Consider the following 19,316-nt stretch of genomic DNA (forward strand, 5'->3'; position numbering starts at 1 on the left):
ATGTACCTTATCCCATCGGCAACGCAGGCTATGCGTGTTGCCAAGATGGAGTATTACGGCGGCAATCCGGTCTTATCAGGCGAGTTCAGGACAGGGATGCAGGCTCTTCAACTCCTAAGTTCCAACACCTACGAGCTAAGGACAGAGCTGGGACTTGCCGGTGTGGCTGTTTCTGAAAAGCCGTTTGAGTATGACGACGACACCGGACTAAACCGGGTTGAATTTAAGGTCATCTCTCAAAATGCAACCATCTGGAACCCTGAAGAGGATGAGCAATACACACCTGTGACGATTTTAAATGTGCCTCGCGGTGCAAATGACATTCCTCTAGATATCGTAGCAACGGTAAGAGAGGTGGGCGGCGTAAGATCGATTGATATTGCTTGGAGTGCGTCAGACGGGTCAGAAGTACCAGAAAGATACACTCAGGATGTTGATATCAGCTTTGACGATGGCACAACGTGGATACTGGTTAAGGATGACACACAGGATAGGGCGGCGACCTACAGTCCAGCGCCAGCCGGGTCAGAGGCAATCGTTAGAGTTCGAAATTTTGTCCCTTCTGTGCAGTTTGACTACCAGTTTCTCAACGGGGTTGAAGTGCCGGACGTTCCCGCGCCTGATGCGCCAAGTGATTTTTCTGCAGTTGGAGGCGTAGGTGTTGTTGATCTCTCATGGACCAACGCCAACTCAGCAAATCATTCCGGTGTCAGAATTTACCGAGCAATAATAAATGACTTTGCTCAGGCGGCGGTTGTTCGTGAGGACTTCTCTGCGTCTGGTCTAGATCGAACTTACACGGACATGGTAGCCGCAGGCTCATACTACTACTGGGCAGCCGGATTTTACCAAAACGGAAGCACGGTAATTGAAAGCGACGAAGCTGCAGCAAGTCCTGTTACTGTGGCTTAATCTGAGTAAATCATACTCACTATTAACTGATACGGCCAGCTTTAGCTGGCCTTTTTTATGGGCGACGTAATGCTTAAAACACCGAGTGAAATATGGAAATTTGGACAACCTGTGAAGCAAGGAGAGGTGGTTGATTATCTCAATAAATTGGGTGTTCCGTTTGCGAATGAGCAAGAGCTGTTAGCTACAGCTGTTGATCCGAATGTTGATTTCATTACTCTGCATTCAATACAGGGTGTAGGAGGGAGTTATAAGTTCAAAAGATCTTTGAATGCAGTGATTGGCACTTTAGAGGATAAGACAGGAGCTCATTTTTCTCCAACTGGTGTGCGAGACGCTCAAACTCATCTTGGTAAAGAGATTTTTCGGGTCCCTGCCGATTTCTCTACACTCAATGAGGCGTTAGCCTACTTGGGGCCAAGAAGCTTCAATAACGTTGAAATAATATTAGAAGACGGGTTTGAGTTTACTGAAACAGTATCGCTTTCGTATGTCGATTTCTCTCATCTAACAATCAGCTCGGAAGCCGAAGAGGTCTTAGTTGCTTCGTCAATGAAGGAAGGTGACCGTCTTTTTGATGTCCTTGGCGCGGCTATGCCGAGGCTTAATACCCTAATTAATGCAAATGGGAGGATTAGCGGAGGTGTCAATCTTAGGCACGGATCAACGGCATTTATTTACCCAGGTAAGGGAGTTAAGAACTGCTACGGTAACGGACTTCTCGCGCTCGGCAGCACAGCTTACGCCCAAGGGGCTATTTTTACGGGTTGTGCGCAAGTCAATACGACTGGAGCAGGTATTACTAGCTGGGGCGGAGCTGTGTTCGCGGAAGGCGCTGATGTATCTGGTAGCATGTATTATGGTGCTCAGGGTGCCCATGGCGGCTATTTATCGTTTAAAGATGGCAAGGCTAACGATTGTTATCGTCACGCCATTAGAGCTTCGGATGCAGGTATTGTCGATGCGGATGGTGCAGAAGCACAAAATGCAGGATATTGCGGTTTCAGGTCTTATGAGGCAAGTATTCTCTCAGCCGTTGGCGGTAATGCAAGCGGGTCTCTTAATGGATTCATGGCCTACCACGGATCTACGTTAAACGCTCGGCAAGGAATAGCAGAGAACTGCGGAGATAGTTGTATTTTTGCAGAAGGAACGTCTAGGGTCGAGGCCCCAAACTTCAATGGATCGGGTGCAAAAATTGGTTTGTTTGCTTCTCAAGCATCTTCCATCAATGCAAATGAGGCAACTATAACGGGCTGCTCTGAATGGGGGGCGGGGGCTGAGCGCTTATCAACCATTAACTTGGCTGAAGCGTGGATGAGGCAAGGACAGGATGACGCTCCAACCGATGCGGCGATAAACGGCGGCTCTACCATGTATGTCACTTCCATGACTGGTGGCGTGGGTAATTATGGCACTGGCAACGCACTTGCGACAAATACTCTTAGCGTTAGAGGAGTCATATATAAATGATGACTAGAGTACGCGCCTTATTGCGTGATTTAAGGCGCGTACTCGGTAGTCGCCTCTTAGTGCTACATAATCATTTATATCAAACGGCTAGGTTTATGTTCCAAGTCACAGGTTTACTGGAATCTTTTACAATAGCGCGTACAACACTAATCGGCTCCATTTTTAAATAGCTTGGGCTATACCAACCTAATATAGGTTCTTTTTTTCCTCTTACGATCTCGATGTTGGAAACATTACTCGCAGTCGCACAAATTAAACGTCCAGATTTAAGTTTTACTTTGAATCCGTTATCTGTTTTATCAGGAGTAAGATGATCTGCTAGGTGAAGACTGCTTGTGAATGTAAAGTCTTTATAAGGTTTTAGATAATCTTGGATGTTGAGTTCGTTGCCGGGGCAAAAATCAATGCGTCTTGTATGGTCAAATAATTTAGGCCGCTGTACGGTGCCTCGAACAAAGAATTTTCTTCCACTTCGCCCGCCTTCATGCAGTAGGCTACCCTTGAATAAAACTTGTTTAGGGCCTATGCATTTGTTTAGAATACCAATTGTATTGTGTGCATCTGCAGATGTGAAGTAATCACGCCATTTATCGTTTTGGTAACCGTATTTACCACTATCTATAAAAATGTGTTCATCATCACAAAAATAGGTAAAACTCAAATCATCGGCATGCTTATGTGTGGCGTTATGAGCCATCCCTGTAAAAAACAGCATTTCTGCACGAGACCTAACTGCGTAATATCCACACGCGATGCCGTTGATTTCTTTATAAGATGAGTGTGGTTTAGGTTTCGGCACGCTATCACACGTGTCACCGATAGCAGCAAGAGAGCCGTCAGGAAAAACGAAATCGGGAGATATTTTACGAGCGTTTCTTACGATTTCTTCAAAACCCAACCCAGGGAAAGTATCTACTAAACCTATTTTCTTAAATCGAGATAGCGTAAAGTAATGATAACTAGGGGAGTTTTCTTTGTGAGTACCACGTTTCGTGAACTGCTGCCCTACAAGTCGCTGCATTTTCACGTCTGCAACAAGAGAGGCTTTTCTGTCATTATTGACGGCTGAAAGATGCTTTAACCCAAATAGCTGGAAATAACCATGGTTATTATTTGCTATGAAGCCCTCTTCTAAAAGCGTTCGTATATGTAGTTTCGCTAAGGATTTTATAATGCGCTTGTCATGAGGTGATAACTTCAACAGACCCAGCCTTGCCTGATCTTGAAAAAACGCAATCCTTGAAGCTCGCAAGCCCGTCGCCATGTCGTGATATGACATAGGGGTTTTTTTTGTTTTGTGGTATTGCGCCCAGTCCTTTAATATGTTCATGCAATGATTAAGATGTTGTGGGTTTGGGCTCTTTTCATGCTCCAGTAGGATAGGGTCCATCATTCTCCAAGCATGTAGTTGATAGCGCCAATTTACGTCAGAAAATGGATCTGCTGACCAATCTATTTGATTAGAGAATCTCCATGCTGGGAGGTCTTTCCTCGGCTTAAATCCATAGTCTTCTTGCTGTTGACGTGTTTGCACGGCAATTAAAGAAAGGTCTGAACTGGTGACTGTAGGACCAGAACTGTAGTGTTGGTTGCAACGCTGCATTAACTTCTTGATGTTTGATAATATCTGCATCATTCATTTTGCCCCATACAATATGAATGCTCATTATTATGAGATAGGTTTGTCCGCAAGAAGTAATTTGAGCATTTTGATATGCCTGATTATGACATCCTGAACAAAGACACCGGCGAAGTCGAAAACACGATCATTTATGATGGTGATACAAAGTGGCTTGATGCTGAGTTTGGTGAGGGCAACTGGAAGCTTTATGAAGAGCCCTCGCGTGTGTTTGATGCGCTTGATGTTTCCTTAGAGGCTGAAAAGCGCATTGAAGTGGGTACTCAGATCAACGGCCACCAGTTCAAGACAGATCAGGCCTCAGTCAGTCGCCTCAGAGAGATGCTTGATGGGTTTGAGGCTGGCTTACCTGAAGCCTCTCAGGTGAAAGCCTGTACAGCGGAAGGCGTCTTGCTGGTGCTTGATACTCAAGAGAAGGTGCAGGCGCTTTATCACGCGGCCATTAAATATCGAGCTGGTATCGTCACCCGCTCTGCTGAAATCCAGCAGCTTGATCCAATACCTGACCCGTCACAGGACATCCTTTGGGATTTGTCGAAACCTCTAACCAAGATTATGGCGCAAGCCACTTAAGTTTCTCCCAAAATTGCTATCGATTTAACGACCCGTACAGCCTAGCTGGAGCGGGATTTTTTGTGAGCAAATAATGACAAAGAACAACTTTGGCCTCATTATGAAATGGGTTGGCCTATCCGAAATGGGATATGTAGACCACCCCAAAGACCCCGGAGGCGCAACCAATCACGGGGTAACAATCAAGACACTTTCTAAGTGGCGTGTCCGCAACGTCTCTAAAGACGAAGTGAAGGCTCTCACGAAAGTTGAAGCAGAGGAAATTCTCAAAGCTTGGTACTTCGATCCTGTTCGGTTTGATGAGCTACCTGCTGGCCTTGATTATACGGTTGTTGACTTCTCCATTAACTCAGGCGCAAAGCGCGCAATCGAGTATCTGCAACGTGCTTTGGGTGTCGATGATGACGGCGTTTTTGGTCGGGGTACTATGGATGCTGTCAAGCGTGCTGCTAATGAAGGCGACATGCCAGACTTAATTAAGCGGCTCAATGAAATGCGTTGGGCTTACATGAAGCGTCTGAGCAACTGGAACTCATTTAAGAACGGCTGGACCCGCCGTGTGATGGGTGATGAAATCGGCATTCAAGATGGAGATATTGGCGTTATTGATCGCTCCATCAGGCTTCATGAGCAAGCTGTCGGGTTAAGTGCAAAAGTGCCTATCCCAGCACCGAAGCCTGCTGCTGGCAAGGCTGAGGGAAAAGCAAGCCTTAAATCAAACTGGATGCAGCCGGAAGGCCTCAGCAAAATTGCAACAGGTGTGAGCATGTTGGGTAGTGCGGTTTCAGAACAGCCTATTCTTCAGGTTGGTCTTGTCGCCATGGCGATGCTTGGTTTTGGCTTCCTGCTCTGGCAGCAGATGAACAAGGAGCCTGCCTAATGTGGAGTACTCTTGCATCATTGGGGGGTAAGCTGCTCGGGTTGCCTTCCGCTGAAAAGCTATTGGACCGGGCGCTAGATACCATCGACAAGCGTACGGATTCTGAAACAGATCGCCAAAAGCTTCGCTCTGTGGCGATTGAGCGGCACCTGAACGATGAAGCAGAACGCAGGCAAACGGCGATGGGATGGCGCATATGGTGGGCTGTCTGGTCATTGTTCGCGGTTCCGCTTGGTATTTGGTTCGCCCATGTTGTTTTAGATACCGCGTTCAGCTTTCCGTGGCAGGTCGCTGACTTGCCAGACTCTATAAAGCCATGGGGAAACGATATCTTCTTTTCAATCTTTGGCTCTGGGGTCTCTGCTGCGGCAATCCAAACAATAACAGGCGCAATCAAGGGGCGGAGATGAACAGAGTTGATACTGTCGCTACCGTTCCAGTAGCGGGGGTTATGGTGACATTCCCATTCTACGACTGGCTGAACTGGTTGGCGGACTGGCTTCAGCCAGTCGCCTTCTTGCTTGGCTTAATCTTTTTGCTCTTGCGGCTCTATGTTTTCATACGTGATGAGCTTCCAAGAAAGAAGCGGGGCTGTGAGTAGCTGCATGACTGAACAACATAAACGCGCAACAGATGAGCAGATCGTTGCAGCGTACAACGAGGCCGGTGGCGTTCGCCCCGGCCTTCGTCTTTTGAAGGAGCAGGGTTTAGGTTGCTCCTATGGGCGTTTTCATCGCCGCTTGAATGCAAACTCTGAAGACGGGGGCAATCCTCCAGCGGGAATGCAAACGCGCACGGTGCGCGTCTCAGAGGACGGGAGCGGCAATGTAAAAGGGCGCTCCTTTCAGTATGCTCTGGAAACAGGCGAGGGTGAGCAGCTTCCCAAGCATCTCAAGATTAAGGGCGCAACTGTTACCAAAGAGCCAGATGGAAGCGTAAGCCGAACATGGCTGAAGTACTCCCAAACAGAGCTGAGCCCAGAGTTTGTTGCGCGCGAGATTATCGAAGCGTTCCGCGAAGATCTGCCGCGAGCGCTTCCGGTTGCAGCTCCTGCGGTTGGTGAGGCAGACCTATGCGCGACTTACATCCTAACCGACTACCACCTTGGAATGCTGGCTGATGCGGATGAAACCCGCGTTGCTGATTGGGATATGTCTAAAGCGGAAGATTTGATTGTTCGCTGGTTTGGCGCGGCTATCAAGCAAGCGCCGAATGCTAAGACGGCTGTTTTAGCCCAGTTGGGTGATTTTCTGCATTGGGATGGCCTCTTGCCAGCCACTCCGACAAGTGGTCACATTCTGGATGCTGATACGCGCTGGCATAAGTTGGTGCGGCGAGCGCTCTCTATCGTCCGGCGAATTGTTGAGATGATGCTTGAAAAGCATGAAGAACTGCGCCTTGTCTGGGTTTCTGGCAACCACGACATGTCTAGCTCAGTTATGATGCGTGAATTCCTGGCGATCCTTTATGAGAATGAGCCAAGGGTTACAGTCGACACCACAGCGGATCTCTACCACGCCTTTGAGTTTGGCAATACGTCGCTTTTCTTCCATCACGGTCATAAGCGTGGCGTCAACCAAGTTGCGCAGACTATGGCGGCGAAGTTTCGTGATATCTACGGTCGCACGCAACATAGCTATGCGCACATTGGACACTTCCACCATAAAGACCAGCTTAAGGCCAAAGAAGATTCTTTGATGGAGGTGGAGCAGCACCAAACGCTCGCGCCTGCTGATGCTCATTCTGCAACATCTGGCTATGTCTCAAAGCGTGCTGCGCAAGTCATCACTTATCACAAGCTACACGGTGAAACCGGGCGACTGACAATTAGGCCGGAAATGGTACAATGAAAGACTTGATTGATCTGAATGAGCCTAAAGCGTCTCAAACACAGGTAGGCGGCGACCATTATAAAAATCGGCCTATTCAACCTTTTCAGTACTCAATGAAAAACAATCTGGACCCGTTGCAGCACACGGCAGTGAAGTACGTTACTTGCTTCAGAGAGAAAAACGGTATCCAAGATCTGGAGAAGGCGAAGCATTGCATTGACCTTCTCATCCAGTATGAAACTACCGGGGAAATAGACTAGGACGGTCTGCAACCCGTCCAAAATGTTCCTTTTAGGGCGCGGCTATTTGGCTGCGCTCTACTTCATTGCCTCCCTTCCTGATTTCCTCAAATCTATCTTTATAGATCTGACGGCAAATATCTTGCCTACCATGCCTTTCTATGAGGCGCGGATTCAACTCGCCAGTGCAACTTTACTAACGGTATATTGCGTGAGGCAGCGATGCCCACGTAGAGCTCAGAGGGGCGCTCAGGCGGGCCTTGATAAGGCAATACCAAACCTCCTATCGTTGATTAGTCGCCAGTCGGCTCTAAACCCGCTGATATGGCTGCGCACGCTAAAGCGATGTGGCGTGGAATAACGACCAAGCGCGTTGGATCTTCGCGCCTATGGCCTGTCTCATAGTTCAGGACGCTACCCTCAGATATGCCAAGAGCTTCGGCTGCAGCCCTTCTTGATCTGAAACCATTCGCTTTTCGCCACGCTTTAAAGCTCTCTGGGGTCATTCCAGGCACCTCAAAACATTCTCATGAGAGTTGGCAGATAATAGACTGCAAGAAAAAGCACAAAGAGTGCTGCTAAAATGATAGCTGACTTTCGTTGTGTTTTCATGTTTCACCCGCTATGTTATCACTCAGGAGTTGCGGGAAGGGACCATCCTTCCCGCCCCTCAAGTTACCAGTGTCGATAGACATTAGCGATAATGACTATCGCAACGATGACTTGAAGGATGAAGCTTGCAACTTCAAATGTCATAAGCTTTTCTCCTGAGTTAAGGGGGGTGGGAGTACCCCACCCCCCTTCACATTTTCTTTATATTGCACCCAGTACATGAATGCAATTAAAAGTTGTACTGTGTGCAAGAAGAAGCAGATTTCTTATCAGCCTGCTCTGCAGTGCATGAGCGCCTTGCGTATCTGTATATTCTAATGGCTAAACGCATATTCGGTCAGGCAGAAGAACTAAACAAAAAGCACGCTATGGCATGAGAGAAGGCGCACTGCTACCGGTTCAGCCAAGAAATGAAGTGTTCCAATAGCGCTCAAAACTAAAGGCTTTTTCTGTCTGAAAAGGTTCACTTTGAACATCTGTTCAGTGGCACGCTTTTTTTTCTTAAGCTAAGCCTTTGAAAAGATTGGTCGGGTAGGCCGGATTTGAACCGACGACCCCTTCACCCCCAGTGAAGTGCGCTACCAGGCTGCGCTACTACCCGAACCGTGAGGAACCTTGCGCCTGGGTGCGTTGCCGCATATGCAAGTATTCCTATTTGTGGAGCTGCCTTAACAGCTTACCACACAACTTTCCTACCTAATTCAGGTTGTCTGATCAAGGATCAAATGAAACTGGGCTTATTGTGCTGGTGGAAAACGCCTGTAGCGTGAGATGCCGGATTCCGCTGCTATGATGGCCCACAGAATGCCGAGTAGCAGAAAGTAGTGGCGCCAATGATCTGTGTCGATAATGAAGCTAACACAAGCGTGTAGCAGGAACGCGACGTAGGTGCAGATGATGTATTTCTGCCAAGGCCGTGGCTTGAAAACCAGCGGCAAAGCTTTGATCAATGTCCAGAAAACAAGCGTTATATAGGACAGGCCACCAAGCCACCCGTAGGTTGTAAAGGCTTTGAGGTAGGCGTTGTGCTCATCCTCTGGGAAGATGGAGTTAAAGCCGCCGACACCAAGACCAAACGGGCGTTCTGTGACAAGTGTGAAGCCTTCCCCCCAGCGTCCAAAACGCCCTAAACGTGCGCCGTCATAGTCCTGCACGAGCTTGGCGCGCAAGGTGAACATCTCTGATATGGGTTCAATTGAAAGAATTGCGAGCAGAGCGATGACGAGGCCAATGCCTGCAAGGCCAAGGATACCCAGCAGCTTCATGCGTGGGATTGAACGTCGCTCATTTATGAAGACCAGCAAAAACACCATGAGTGCGCCGCCCAGTGTCATGCCCCAAGCTGCCCGGGAGAAGGAAAGGAACGCACCCAGCAAGAGGATGAGCAGGGCGCCTGACTTGAAGATGTTCTCTCGCAAAGGCTTGGTTAGAATGTCGTAGGTGATCAGTAGCGTTGGCAGGAGCAGAAAAGGGCCGTAGACGTTTGGATCCTTGAAGGTGCCTTTTGCGCGGCCATACAGTGTGAACTGGTCATAAGCGCCGGGGAAGGCGTTGAAGTAACCAGCAATGGCAAGCAGTGTGGCAAACAGGGCTGCCAGCAAGTAGCCCTTCTCAATGATGTCTATCCGTTCAATTTTTGCAGACAGGGTTGCTGCATACAAGAAGGATGAAAACGCCAGGAAGATCGTTACGGCGTAGAAAGTGACAGCTTCTTTGGTGTCTGCGGCTGCGGGTAAGGCAAGAATTCCGCCTGCTATGTAAAAACACAGCAGGATCAGGAGAGGCAGGATGTCTTTACGCAGTTCCAGTCCAAAGAAGGACCAACCCACCAACAAGAGGGCGATCAGCAGATCATAGGGAGCGGGTTCGATGATGACGAGCGCGCTCACAGATGCGGTCAGAAACAACAATGCTCTGGCTATTGTTTCTGTACCGATTGTCAGAGGCACGTACCAGAAGGGGCGTGCATTTCTGATTTCATCGTGTGAGCGCGATAAGTCGGTCAATATGCGTTTTCCGTTTCCAGAAGGCAGAACGGTGTTTTAATCAAGATATAGAGATCAAAGAAAACGGACCAGTTTTCAATGTAGTAGATGTCGCATTCGACACGCTTCTGGATCTTGTCCTCGGTATCCGTTTCGCCGCGCCAACCTTTGATTTGCGCCCAACCAGTGACACCTGGTTTGACCTTATGGCGTGCGAAATAGCCATCCACCACATTCTCGTAGAGGCGATCTTCAGCTTTTGCGGAGAGAGCGTGCGGGCGAGGGCCGACGAGAGAGAGCTGTCCCATCAGTACATTCATCAGCTGAGGCAACTCGTCAATGGAGGTCTTGCGGATGATGCGGCCAATTTTGGTGACGCGTGGATCGCCTTTGGTCACCAGTTTTGAGGCGTTGGCGTCCGTCATGTTGTGGTACATGGAGCGGAACTTGAAGATGTCGATCAGCTCGTTGTTAAAGCCGTAGCGCTTCTGTCGAAAGATGACCGGGCCGGGGCTGTTCAGTTTGATCAGCAATGCTGTGACCAGCATGACCGGAGAGAGGGCAATCAGCGAAATGCTTGCGAAGAAGATGTCGAAGGCGCGCTTTGCGATTGTGTCCCAATCCGCGATCGGTTTTTCAAGAACATCGACAAACGGCACTGCGCCCACGAAAGACGAGGCCCTTTGGCGGAAGCGGAGTTTGTCTGCATGAGCTGAGAGGCGGATATCGACCGGGAGAACCCAGAGCTTTTCCAGCAGCTGAATGATGCGTTTTTCTGCGCGGATCGGGATTGTCACCAGCAACATGTCGATTTGTGCGATGCGGGCGAACTCTACCAGATCAGAAACATTTCCAAGCTTTTGGTAGCCAGCGACGCTTGGCGGGGAACGATCATTTGAACGGTCATCAAAAATCCCGCAAATCTCAATGTCATTGTTTGGTTGGCGCTCAAGTTCTGCGATGAGATCAGCAGCACTTTGCCCACCTCCGACGAGGACTGCTCTGCGGCTCAAGCGACCCATGCGAGTCCAGCGCACGATAAAGCCACGCATGACCATTCGGAAGATTGTGAGGACCACAGCCCCGCTCACAAACCACTTCAGCAGGAAGGCCTGCGGAATTTCCGTAGATGGCAGGATAAGTAGCAGAGACGTGATCAAAGCCGCAAATACCAGTGCCCATGCTGTGATGAGACGCATGGCCTGAGCCACGACTTTTTGCAGGGCGTTGGCCTGATACAGATCAGCCATTTGAAACAGCATGACGCCAATCAGGGATGCTTCGAACAGTGCGAAGATTTGCCAGAGAGGCGGGATATCAAGGGAGGCTCCGCTCAGATAGGCGACAATACCTGTCAGAACGATCAGGGCTGCATCCGAACAGCGCATGAAACCATCGAAAACCGTTTTAGAGATGGTGTTGGTGCGCAGGGTTGCAGCCACCTCCAGAGCATCCTTGGACAGGTTGCTTGTTGTGGTATCTTCATTTTTTGTCAAAGAAATCTGCTGACCGTTCGTCCCGGATTGGTCATCAGGTGACGGGCCACTCTCAATTACATTGAAGCGATGCTTGACCATTGTGCCGTGCGCCTAAGTGAGTTTGTTTTGTGAGTGCAGCGTGGACTGTTGAGACTGCCGTGAGGCGTCTGCCAGTTCATCTTTTGCACTTTGAACAGGGTGATAAAGTTGGGTGATGCTCTGCGCCATTTGCGGCAGAGTAAAATTCATTTTCAAATGGTTCTGTAGTTTCTGGCTCAGCTGGATTTGCTCGTCAGGGTGAGAGAGCACCCAACGGACTGCTTTTGTCAGCGCTTGTTGATCATCGGGCTGAACAAGTGTCTTGTGATGCTCTGCATAAATCTCAGGTATGCCGCCAACGCGGGTTGTGATCAGCGGTTTTTGTGCAGCAAGGAGTTCCAACACGATATACGGCAGAGCTTCTGCTCGTGAGGGGATGACTGCTGTTTTGCCGAGTGGAAGAGCTTGGCTGAGTGGCAAGAACCCATGGAAGGTAACGTAGGCTTGCAGATTTTTATCTCGGACCATTTGCTCAAACAGAGCATGATCTGGACCATCTCCTACAATTGCAAGAGTTGGCTTGGTTTTGGTGTTTTTGTGCAAGTCATCCAGAGCCTTGATGAGCAGGTCGACGCCTTTCAAAAGACGAAGCTCTCCGACGAAGAGTAGGTCGGCTGCATTTTCATGAGTTGTGCTGCGTTTGAACTCTGCTTGCCGCAAACCGTTATGTACGATTTTATGGTGTGGAGGATTACCGTTCAAGCCGATCTTTTGTTGATAAGCTGCTTGCTCAAACGCACTGGTAAACACGAGTGAGTCGGTGAGTGGTCTCAAGAGCTTTTCAAGTGTGATGTAGATTTTGCCTGATGTGGTTGAGAAATCGTAGTGCAAGCTGCCGCCGTGAGGGCTGTAAACGCGCTGGGTATTGATTCCCCTCAGCCTCAGTGCAGACCCTATGGTGCGTGCCCAGACGCCACCTTTAGCGCCATGACCGTGTAAGACATTCGGTTTTAAAGGGGTAAGGTGTTTTGTGAGTTTGTAGAAGCTGAAAAGGTCTTTGGGAGCGAGCGAACGCGCCATGGGAACTGTGAGTAAGCCAAGGGAAAGACTAGGCTTTAAGGCTTCTAGTTGTGTCATTGATGAGAGAGGGATAGCGTTGGAGGCACAGACAATGCCAAGCTCATGGCCCATCTCAATCTGCTCTTCAACAAGATCCATAAGATGACGAAACGCGCCGCCTAAAGGCGCACGTATGCAATGAACGATTTTCAGCTTGTCCGTAGACATCCGCAGCAAACTCCCCACCGCGCATGCATTGTCTGATGCTCCCCAGCACAGACCGCCGCGCAACTGAGTTTATTGCTAGCTTAAAATACTGTTTGACTTGTTAATCGACAGGGTTAATTAACTCTTAATCGTGAGTTTTAGCTTAATAAAACGCAAAGGCATGTAGGGTGCATGCTCTTAATTTAAAAGAGCCTTTCATGCACATAGAGCGTGTCCCCAGGGCGTACAGGCGCTGTGATTGGTGCCGGCCCGCTGGCAACTTCGCCGCCGATCTGACGCGTTAGATCAACATCCTGTTGGCGGGCTCTTGCAGTGAAGCCTCCAGCAGTCGCTACGGCGTTTTGCACGGTCATGCCTGGTAGGTATGCGTATTGGCCTGCGTTTCTGACTTCACCCATGATGAAAATTGGTCGGTAGACGGCAACTTCCACAGATACATCGGGATCGCGGATGAAACCGTTTTTCAGACGGGTGCGGATCATGCTTGCGAGTTGTTTTGGAGTTTTGCCTGTTGCGTTGATCTGACCGATCAATGGGAAGGCGAGGCTGCCGCCCTGATCAATCTTGTAGGTATTGGACAGATCAGCCTGTCCAAAAACAATAATGCGGACTTCGTCGCTTGCAGCAAGAGTGTATGGCTGGACCAGTTCCTCATGAAAAGCAGGCTCTGGCTTTTTATAGGATGAACAACTCGTTAACAGAGTTAAGCCAGCAATAACTGCTAGTAGGCGCGGGCGCATTACGAAATCCTTTAAATTCATTGGGAGTATATTTCGGCGCTCAAGGTTAACAGAGTATAAATATTGTAATTATCCTCTAGTTAATTTTGCAAGAATTGTTGGGCGCTTTGTCATTTCTTTCCAGCATTTGATTAAGGTGCTTAATAACTTGGTTACCCTGTCTATGCATTCTTGTGATTGAAAATTGTTTCGGGCTTTGTATTGAGTGGGGAAGTGGGCTGTGCCGCAAGAAGATGTCTTTCTTGATATGGGCGTGCTGTTCAAAAAAGTGTTTAAGGGGCTCCTTTGGGTGATCCCTTTTGCAGCGCTGATCGCCTTCGGCACTTTTTACCTGGCCAGCAAGCAAACTGCCAAATACACAAGCGAATCCAAAGTCCTCATTGATACAGCCAAAATTATCCTGCCAGGCCAAATCCGTAACAGCGAGCAGGAACGGTCTCTGCTGGATAAAGAAGGTATCGCCAGCCAAGTACAGTTGCTGCAGTCACGCGATTTGGCGCGCCACGTTGTGCAAACACTTGATCTTGCGAACAACAGTGTTTTTGCGGCCAAAAGCAAGCCGGGCCTTGTTGATCAATTGATGACCCGTGTTGGGCTTGAGCCGACATCTGGTCAGATGAGTGAAGCAGAGCGGCTGCTGAACAAGTTCACGAGCAATCTGGATGTGTATCAGGTCGACGGATCCCGCGTTATCGCAGTGCGTTTTACAAGCAAAGATCCTGAGCTTGCAGCGCGTGTTGCCAACACAGTGATCAACGAATATCGCATGCTGCAGGACAATGCGAAGCGCGCGGTGACCAATAACACGGCTGATGCGCTTGCACCGCAAGTTGCGCGCCTCGAAAACGAAGTTGAGGCTGCGAAAAAGACCGTTGCTGAATTTCGTGCGGGTGCTGACCTGTTGCTCGGGTCCGAAAACAGGACGCTAAACCAACAGCAGCTGGCCGAGCTCAACTCTCAGGTTTCTTCCGCCATCGTGGCCAAGTCGCAGGCTGAAGCTCAGGCGCGACAGATCCGATCCTTGCTGGAGGATAGTGGGTCTTTGGAAACTGCGACGCAGGTTCTGGCTTCGTCTTTGATCCAGCGCTTGCGTGAGCGTCAGTTGGCGCTGGAAAATCGTATTGCGGAGCTTTCAACTACGCTCCTGCCAAATCACCCGCAGATCAAAGCACTGCGCTCCCAGCTGCGTGGGTACGATCGTCAGATCCGTGCTGAGGCGGAGAAAATTGTTATTGGTCTTGAGAATGATGCCAAGATTGCTCAGGACCGTTACCTCGCGCTCAATGAGCAGGTGAATGCACTTAAGGTAGAAGCTGCCCGATCAGGCGCTGATCAGGTTCGTTTGCAGGAGTTGCAGCGCGAAGCACGTTCCAAAGAAGAACAGCTGAACCAGTTGCTTGTGAGCCTGCGCGAAGCCGAAGTGTTGCAGGGTGTTGGTGTGCTGAATGCTGACTCCCGTGTGATTTCGCGTGCGTCTGTGCCAAGTGAGCCGTCTGGCCGGAAGCCTTCTGCGCTTGCTGCGATTGCAGGTTTTGCCGCGTTCTTCCTCGGCTGCCTCTGGGTGATTGCACGTGCTTTGATTGCTGGTGAAGTTTTACGCCGCGAAACATTTTCTACGCCAACAGCACCTGCTGCCAATCCGAAAGAAGCGACAGGTACCGCAACCTCTAACGCGCTTGAAAGCGTGGTGGATGCAACGACCCGCAGCCATGCTGTTGCCGCTCCTCCTGTTGAGCTGAAGCCTTCCTTTGTTGAAGAGGAAGATAAGTCTGATGAGGAGCAGGACACCTCAGAGGAGGAAGAGCCTCAAGAGGAAACGACTGAGCTTGCTGGGGATGAAGCTTCTGAAGAAGAGCATGACGAAGCACGCGAAGAAGAAGAGTTTGACGAGGAGTTTGAGGAAGAAGAAGCAAGTGCTGAGGTTTCGTCAATTACTCTAAAAGAAGTCAAGGCTGATAACGCCAATCAGCTGGCAAAGGTTGGCCGTGTGGTTGTGCTCAGTGTTGAGGATGAAAGCCTGTCTTCACGCGTTGCCCTAAGCTGTACGCGCAAGATTGCCGAGCGCGGTATTATGCCTGTGGTCGTCGAGGTGCGGTCTGAAGGCGGTGAAGGGGCTCAATCCATCCTCAAAGAAACGCCGCTTGAAGAAGTTGGGGATGTGCCTCAAGCTGAAGAGGGTTCTGATGATCCGTTGAAGCCGGGTTTTGCAGAGTTGTTGGAAGGCGAGGCGGCCTTTACGAACGTAATCCACCGCGACCCTGTTTCCCGTGCGCATGTGATACAATCAGGTGTCATGCCTATTCGTGATGAAGTGGTTTATGGCGGGCGCTATAATCTCATCATGGAAGCCCTGGATCTGACGTATGACGTAATCGTGGCTGATCTCGGTCTCATCGAACCGAGTTTGATTTGCGCGCAGATGCTTTCTGAAGCGGATCGTGTAATTATTGCAACTGACGGGTCACCAGCTGGCCCTGAACTGGAAAAAGCTCTGACCATCCTTGAAAAGCACACCAAGGCACCCGTTGAGGTCGAGCGAGTGGTCAGCAATGAAGCTGCGGCTTGGCTGCAGGTTGATATGGCAGCGTAAGAGTTGCCGCTTACTTTAAGATTTCATGAGTGAGCTTAGTGCTGCATGCGAGCGAAAGTTCCACGGACACGCCTGTAAAGCTGCCAAAATCTCTCGTTGTTTCTAAGCTGGCGTTTAGAGCTGAGTACGACGTTTTCGAGAGCTGCGGCAAGTTTGCCTTTGAAAGTGAGTGGCTCGATCCAGTCCTTCAGGTGTTCTGGTTCAGCCCATGCCAGCTTGAAACGCTCTTCGCCCAATCCAAAGTCAAAGATCTCCATGCCTTCATTGCACATGTCCTCAATGACGTGCTGCATGAGCAACTCGCCCGGACTATGCCTCATCAGTTCGCCATTAATGATGGAGGTGCAGTAGCAATATACTCGTTTTCCAGACTTAAGACTGAGGCATGTGCTGATGATCTCATCATCAAGCTTCAGGCTGTAAATCACCGGTTTTGATGGGCTGTCGTCTTGCGAAAGGTTTGTGAAGGCCTCACGCACGAAACACTGGTAGTTGGGAAGAGCGAAGGCGGTTGGAATGCCTGTCTCAGCCTGACGGAGTTCTCGCTGCCTTATCATGGCATCAATGGCAGCGGCTGCGTCTTCTTTTGTGATTTCAGCCGTGAAGCTGAGCGTTCCCAGTGACTGAAGTTTGCCAAGTTTACTGCGGTGCTTTTTGCGAGCACCTTTAGAGCGTTTTGCTTTGACGAATTCTTCCGCAGGGCTTGTAAGCTCAAACGGATAGATTGCATTGGTGCTCGTGGTGTCATCTAAACGGATCAACGGGTTGTCGTAGGTGCCCACACGACTTGCCATGTTGCCAAGGTGGATGAGATCAACGCCCCATGCTTTAAGAGCTGCGACCAGGCGAGGACGGAGAAAATGTGCCTGCGGAGCTTGTAATAGCTCTTGAGACCAATAGCCCGTGTTCTGGTTGAAGATTTCCTCCCCGAGCCATCGGGCGGTTTTTGCAAGGTGGCACTGATGGAGAGCGAGAGGTAGTAGGACGTGGAGTTTTGCGCCGATGTATCCGGCAACAATCAGTGTGGTGGCTCTTTCTGGGTGGGCAACATGCTCCGCCCAGCTTTTACACCATTCATAGGCGTGATAGGCACTCCCATCGCCTAATGCTTCCAGAACGAGCCAATCACTTCGCAGTTTTGACAGGTCTTCATCTGAGATGATCTGAAAAGAAAGCTTATTCAAATCCAGCGTGTTATTACAATCAGCACGGTTAGAGCGCTCGCTGTTTGACGTGGATTGTGGAAGTGCCATTGAAAAATGCCCTAAATAAAATACAAGGAATTATTAGTTCCAAGCTCTTAATGAATCTCAAATCTAACTAGGTAGAGCAACCCAAATTGAAATTAATCGTAAATAATTCCCAGTTACAATTTAAGAGATATTCGGTTTGGAACTAGGGGGTCTCCGTGCGGAAGTCCTTCAAGCATTTATTTATTGATTACGCCAGCTACTTTTTAAGTAGCCGTGGGCCTGCCAGATTATTCAGGAACATGACCGCTGGTGATGGCATTATTTTTACGCTTCATCGCGTTCTCCCTGAAACGACCGGGCCCTTTCAGCCTAATAAACTGCTTGAAGTTACACCCGAATTTCTGCGTAAAACCGTTATTCAGGTTCGAAAGGCGGGATATGAGTTTATTTCACTGGATGATGCTTTGGAGCGGCTTCAAAGCAAAAGGCAATGCTCTCAGAAGTTTGCGGTTCTAACTTTTGATGATGGTTATAAAGATAACCGGGATGTGGCTTATCCCGTGCTGAAGGAACTCGATGTTCCTTTCACCGTTTTTATCAGCAGTGAGTACAGCAAGCATAACTCTGAGCTGTGGTGGATTATCATCGAACAGCTCATTGCCGAGAATGACCACGTCTCATTTCGATATGAAGACAAGCAGTTTGATTATGATTGCACCTCTTTAAAGCATAAAGAGGCAGCGTTTGTATCAGCGCGCTGCATGCTTATCAGCGAAGTGCCAGAGGCTAAGCAGCGGTCAGTTATTCGGGAGGCTGCAGAGCGCTATGGATTGGATTGGCGTGCACTTTGCCGCGAGCTGATTCTGTCTTTTGAAGAGTTGCGTGCATTCTCTCAGGATCCACTGGTCAGCCTGGGCGCACATACGGACACTCATCCGATGTTGGCGCGGCTTTCTACCCGTGAGGACATCCGGCAGCATATTCAGGCAGGGCTGGAGGAAATGACTGCGCAGTTAGGCAAGACGCCGACGATGTTGGCATATCCTTATGGTTTTGCAGAAGCGGTTGATGAACGCTGTGAAAGTGTTGCTGAGGAACTGGGTTTTGCGGCGGCTGTGACGACGCAACCGGGAACCTTGACTACGGAAAATCTCAAGCGACGCTATCATTTGCCGCGTGTCTCATTGAATGGATTACATCAACAGCAAAGAATGGTTGATGTGTATCTGACCGGAGCCGCATTTGCGGCTTACTATGCGGTGAAGCGCGTCCGGTCTTTTTTGAGAAGAGCGTGAGCTTTGATCAGGGCTTGAACCTTTAGGTCCTAGCGCTTTTTATAGGTCCAGCTGATAATCAATCCCGCCGGAACCACCCAGATCAAACCAGCAATTGCAAAAAAGATAAGCTTAATAGACCAATGCTTGCCCGCCATTGTTATATCGCCAATGACCATTGCCAGGAAGATATAGACAAGAACAAAAGTCACTAAAAATACCATGCCGATGAAACGGCGAAATGGCGAAACCATAGAGTTCTCCTTGAAAGCCTCTTTGCGTAGGGCCTTTCTTTTCCGCGCAAGCCATAGTTCAAAATGCATATATTTTTCAAGAGGATCTTACTGGTAATTTGCAATTTAGATTGTGCAGACCCGCTTTCGTGTTCTCTAAGTCTATGACACAGCAGTGCTATTGCATGACTGACTTTCACCTGAAAAATCTAGGTAATTTGTCTAGACTGCTGTGAGGATCTGCGTATTTTTCCTGATTTGGTTGCTGATCTGACATATATAGGGGTAAACAAGTTCTTCGAATAGGTGTCATGTCTACTCCGTTCTACAGTTCAGA

17 protein-coding genes and 1 tRNA gene are annotated in these 19,316 nt (G+C 49.2%); 10 read left to right on the forward strand and 8 right to left on the reverse strand.

Going from position 1 to position 19,316, the window contains the following annotated elements; all coding sequences use genetic code 11:
• Window positions 1-912: hypothetical protein (locus PPL9_RS20190; protein WP_208989504.1), on the forward strand; the 912-nt coding region annotated here is incomplete at its 5' end.
• Window positions 913-981: 69 nt separating this feature from the next.
• Complete coding sequence (locus PPL9_RS20195; RefSeq protein ID WP_057464371.1) at window positions 982-2,385, forward strand: hypothetical protein; 1,404 nt, start codon at window positions 982-984, stop codon at window positions 2,383-2,385.
• A gap of 79 nt (window positions 2,386-2,464) precedes the next feature.
• Here the strand turns inward: PPL9_RS20195 and PPL9_RS20200 are convergent, their stop codons facing one another.
• Complete coding sequence (locus PPL9_RS20200; RefSeq protein ID WP_057464372.1) at window positions 2,465-4,021, reverse strand: heparinase II/III family protein; 1,557 nt, start codon at window positions 4,019-4,021, stop codon at window positions 2,465-2,467.
• Between the two features lie 78 nt (window positions 4,022-4,099).
• Between PPL9_RS20200 and PPL9_RS20205 the strand changes: the two genes are divergently transcribed.
• From PPL9_RS20205 to PPL9_RS20230, 6 genes are all read left to right on the forward strand, one after another.
• The gene (locus PPL9_RS20205) at window positions 4,100-4,597 is read left to right on the forward strand and encodes a hypothetical protein (protein ID WP_057464373.1); all 498 of its coding nucleotides are present in this window, start codon (window positions 4,100-4,102) and stop codon (window positions 4,595-4,597) included.
• Between the two features lie 73 nt (window positions 4,598-4,670).
• Window positions 4,671-5,477: a glycosyl hydrolase 108 family protein gene (locus PPL9_RS20210; RefSeq protein WP_057464374.1), complete on the forward strand. Its 807-nt coding sequence runs from the start codon at window positions 4,671-4,673 to the stop codon at window positions 5,475-5,477.
• Window positions 5,477-5,887, forward strand: a complete 411-nt coding sequence (locus PPL9_RS20215; RefSeq protein WP_057464375.1) for a hypothetical protein — start codon at window positions 5,477-5,479, stop codon at window positions 5,885-5,887. The genes PPL9_RS20210 and PPL9_RS20215 overlap by 1 nt, the downstream gene beginning before the upstream one ends.
• Window positions 5,884-6,078 carry a hypothetical protein gene (locus PPL9_RS20220; protein ID WP_057464376.1) on the forward strand — a complete coding sequence of 65 codons (195 nt, stop codon included), beginning with the start codon at window positions 5,884-5,886 and terminating at the stop codon, window positions 6,076-6,078. Before PPL9_RS20215 ends, PPL9_RS20220 begins: the two co-directional genes overlap by 4 nt.
• 4 nt (window positions 6,079-6,082) lie before the next feature.
• Entirely contained in the window at window positions 6,083-7,327 is a 1,245-nt protein-coding gene (locus PPL9_RS20225; RefSeq protein WP_057464377.1) for a hypothetical protein, read from the forward strand.
• The gene (locus PPL9_RS20230; protein WP_057464378.1) at window positions 7,324-7,569 is read left to right on the forward strand and encodes a DUF3310 domain-containing protein; all 246 of its coding nucleotides are present in this window, start codon (window positions 7,324-7,326) and stop codon (window positions 7,567-7,569) included. The genes PPL9_RS20225 and PPL9_RS20230 overlap by 4 nt, the downstream gene beginning before the upstream one ends.
• A 1,115-nt stretch (window positions 7,570-8,684) precedes the next feature.
• On the opposite strand, the gene PPL9_RS20240 is transcribed toward PPL9_RS20230, so the two are convergent.
• The 5 genes from PPL9_RS20240 to PPL9_RS20260 form a co-directional block, all read right to left on the reverse strand.
• Window positions 8,685-8,761, reverse strand: a tRNA-Pro gene (locus PPL9_RS20240).
• Window positions 8,762-8,897: 136 nt separating this feature from the next.
• Window positions 8,898-10,166: an O-antigen ligase family protein gene (locus tag PPL9_RS20245; protein ID WP_208989505.1), complete on the reverse strand. Its 1,269-nt coding sequence runs from the start codon at window positions 10,164-10,166 to the stop codon at window positions 8,898-8,900.
• The gene (locus PPL9_RS20250) at window positions 10,163-11,641 is read right to left on the reverse strand and encodes an undecaprenyl-phosphate glucose phosphotransferase (protein WP_244273430.1); all 1,479 of its coding nucleotides are present in this window, start codon (window positions 11,639-11,641) and stop codon (window positions 10,163-10,165) included. Before PPL9_RS20250 ends, PPL9_RS20245 begins: the two co-directional genes overlap by 4 nt.
• Window positions 11,642-11,734: 93 nt before the next feature.
• Entirely contained in the window at window positions 11,735-12,949 is a 1,215-nt protein-coding gene (locus PPL9_RS20255) for a glycosyltransferase (protein WP_057464381.1), read from the reverse strand.
• Between the two features lie 182 nt (window positions 12,950-13,131).
• Window positions 13,132-13,689: a polysaccharide biosynthesis/export family protein gene (locus PPL9_RS20260; RefSeq protein WP_057464382.1), complete on the reverse strand. Its 558-nt coding sequence runs from the start codon at window positions 13,687-13,689 to the stop codon at window positions 13,132-13,134.
• A 220-nt stretch (window positions 13,690-13,909) separates the two neighbouring features.
• Between PPL9_RS20260 and PPL9_RS20265 the strand changes: the two genes are divergently transcribed.
• A complete protein-coding gene (locus PPL9_RS20265; RefSeq protein WP_057464383.1) occupies window positions 13,910-16,279 on the forward strand; it encodes a GumC family protein in 2,370 nt (789 codons plus the stop codon).
• Window positions 16,280-16,314: 35 nt separating this feature from the next.
• On the opposite strand, the gene PPL9_RS20270 is transcribed toward PPL9_RS20265, so the two are convergent.
• Window positions 16,315-17,532 carry a GNAT family N-acetyltransferase gene (locus PPL9_RS20270; protein WP_057464384.1) on the reverse strand — a complete coding sequence of 406 codons (1,218 nt, stop codon included), beginning with the start codon at window positions 17,530-17,532 and terminating at the stop codon, window positions 16,315-16,317.
• Window positions 17,533-17,687: 155 nt separating this feature from the next.
• On the opposite strand from PPL9_RS20270, the gene PPL9_RS20275 reads away from it, so the two are divergent.
• Window positions 17,688-18,767, forward strand: a complete 1,080-nt coding sequence (locus PPL9_RS20275) for a polysaccharide deacetylase family protein (protein WP_208989506.1) — start codon at window positions 17,688-17,690, stop codon at window positions 18,765-18,767.
• Between the two features lie 29 nt (window positions 18,768-18,796).
• On the opposite strand, the gene PPL9_RS20280 is transcribed toward PPL9_RS20275, so the two are convergent.
• Window positions 18,797-19,069: a DUF2842 domain-containing protein gene (locus PPL9_RS20280; protein ID WP_208989507.1), complete on the reverse strand. Its 273-nt coding sequence runs from the start codon at window positions 19,067-19,069 to the stop codon at window positions 18,797-18,799.
• Window positions 19,070-19,316 lie beyond the last annotated feature (247 nt).

Origin of the sequence: Pseudovibrio sp. POLY-S9, assembly GCF_001431305.1 — a bacterium.
Lineage (GTDB): Bacteria > Pseudomonadota > Alphaproteobacteria > Rhizobiales > Stappiaceae > Pseudovibrio.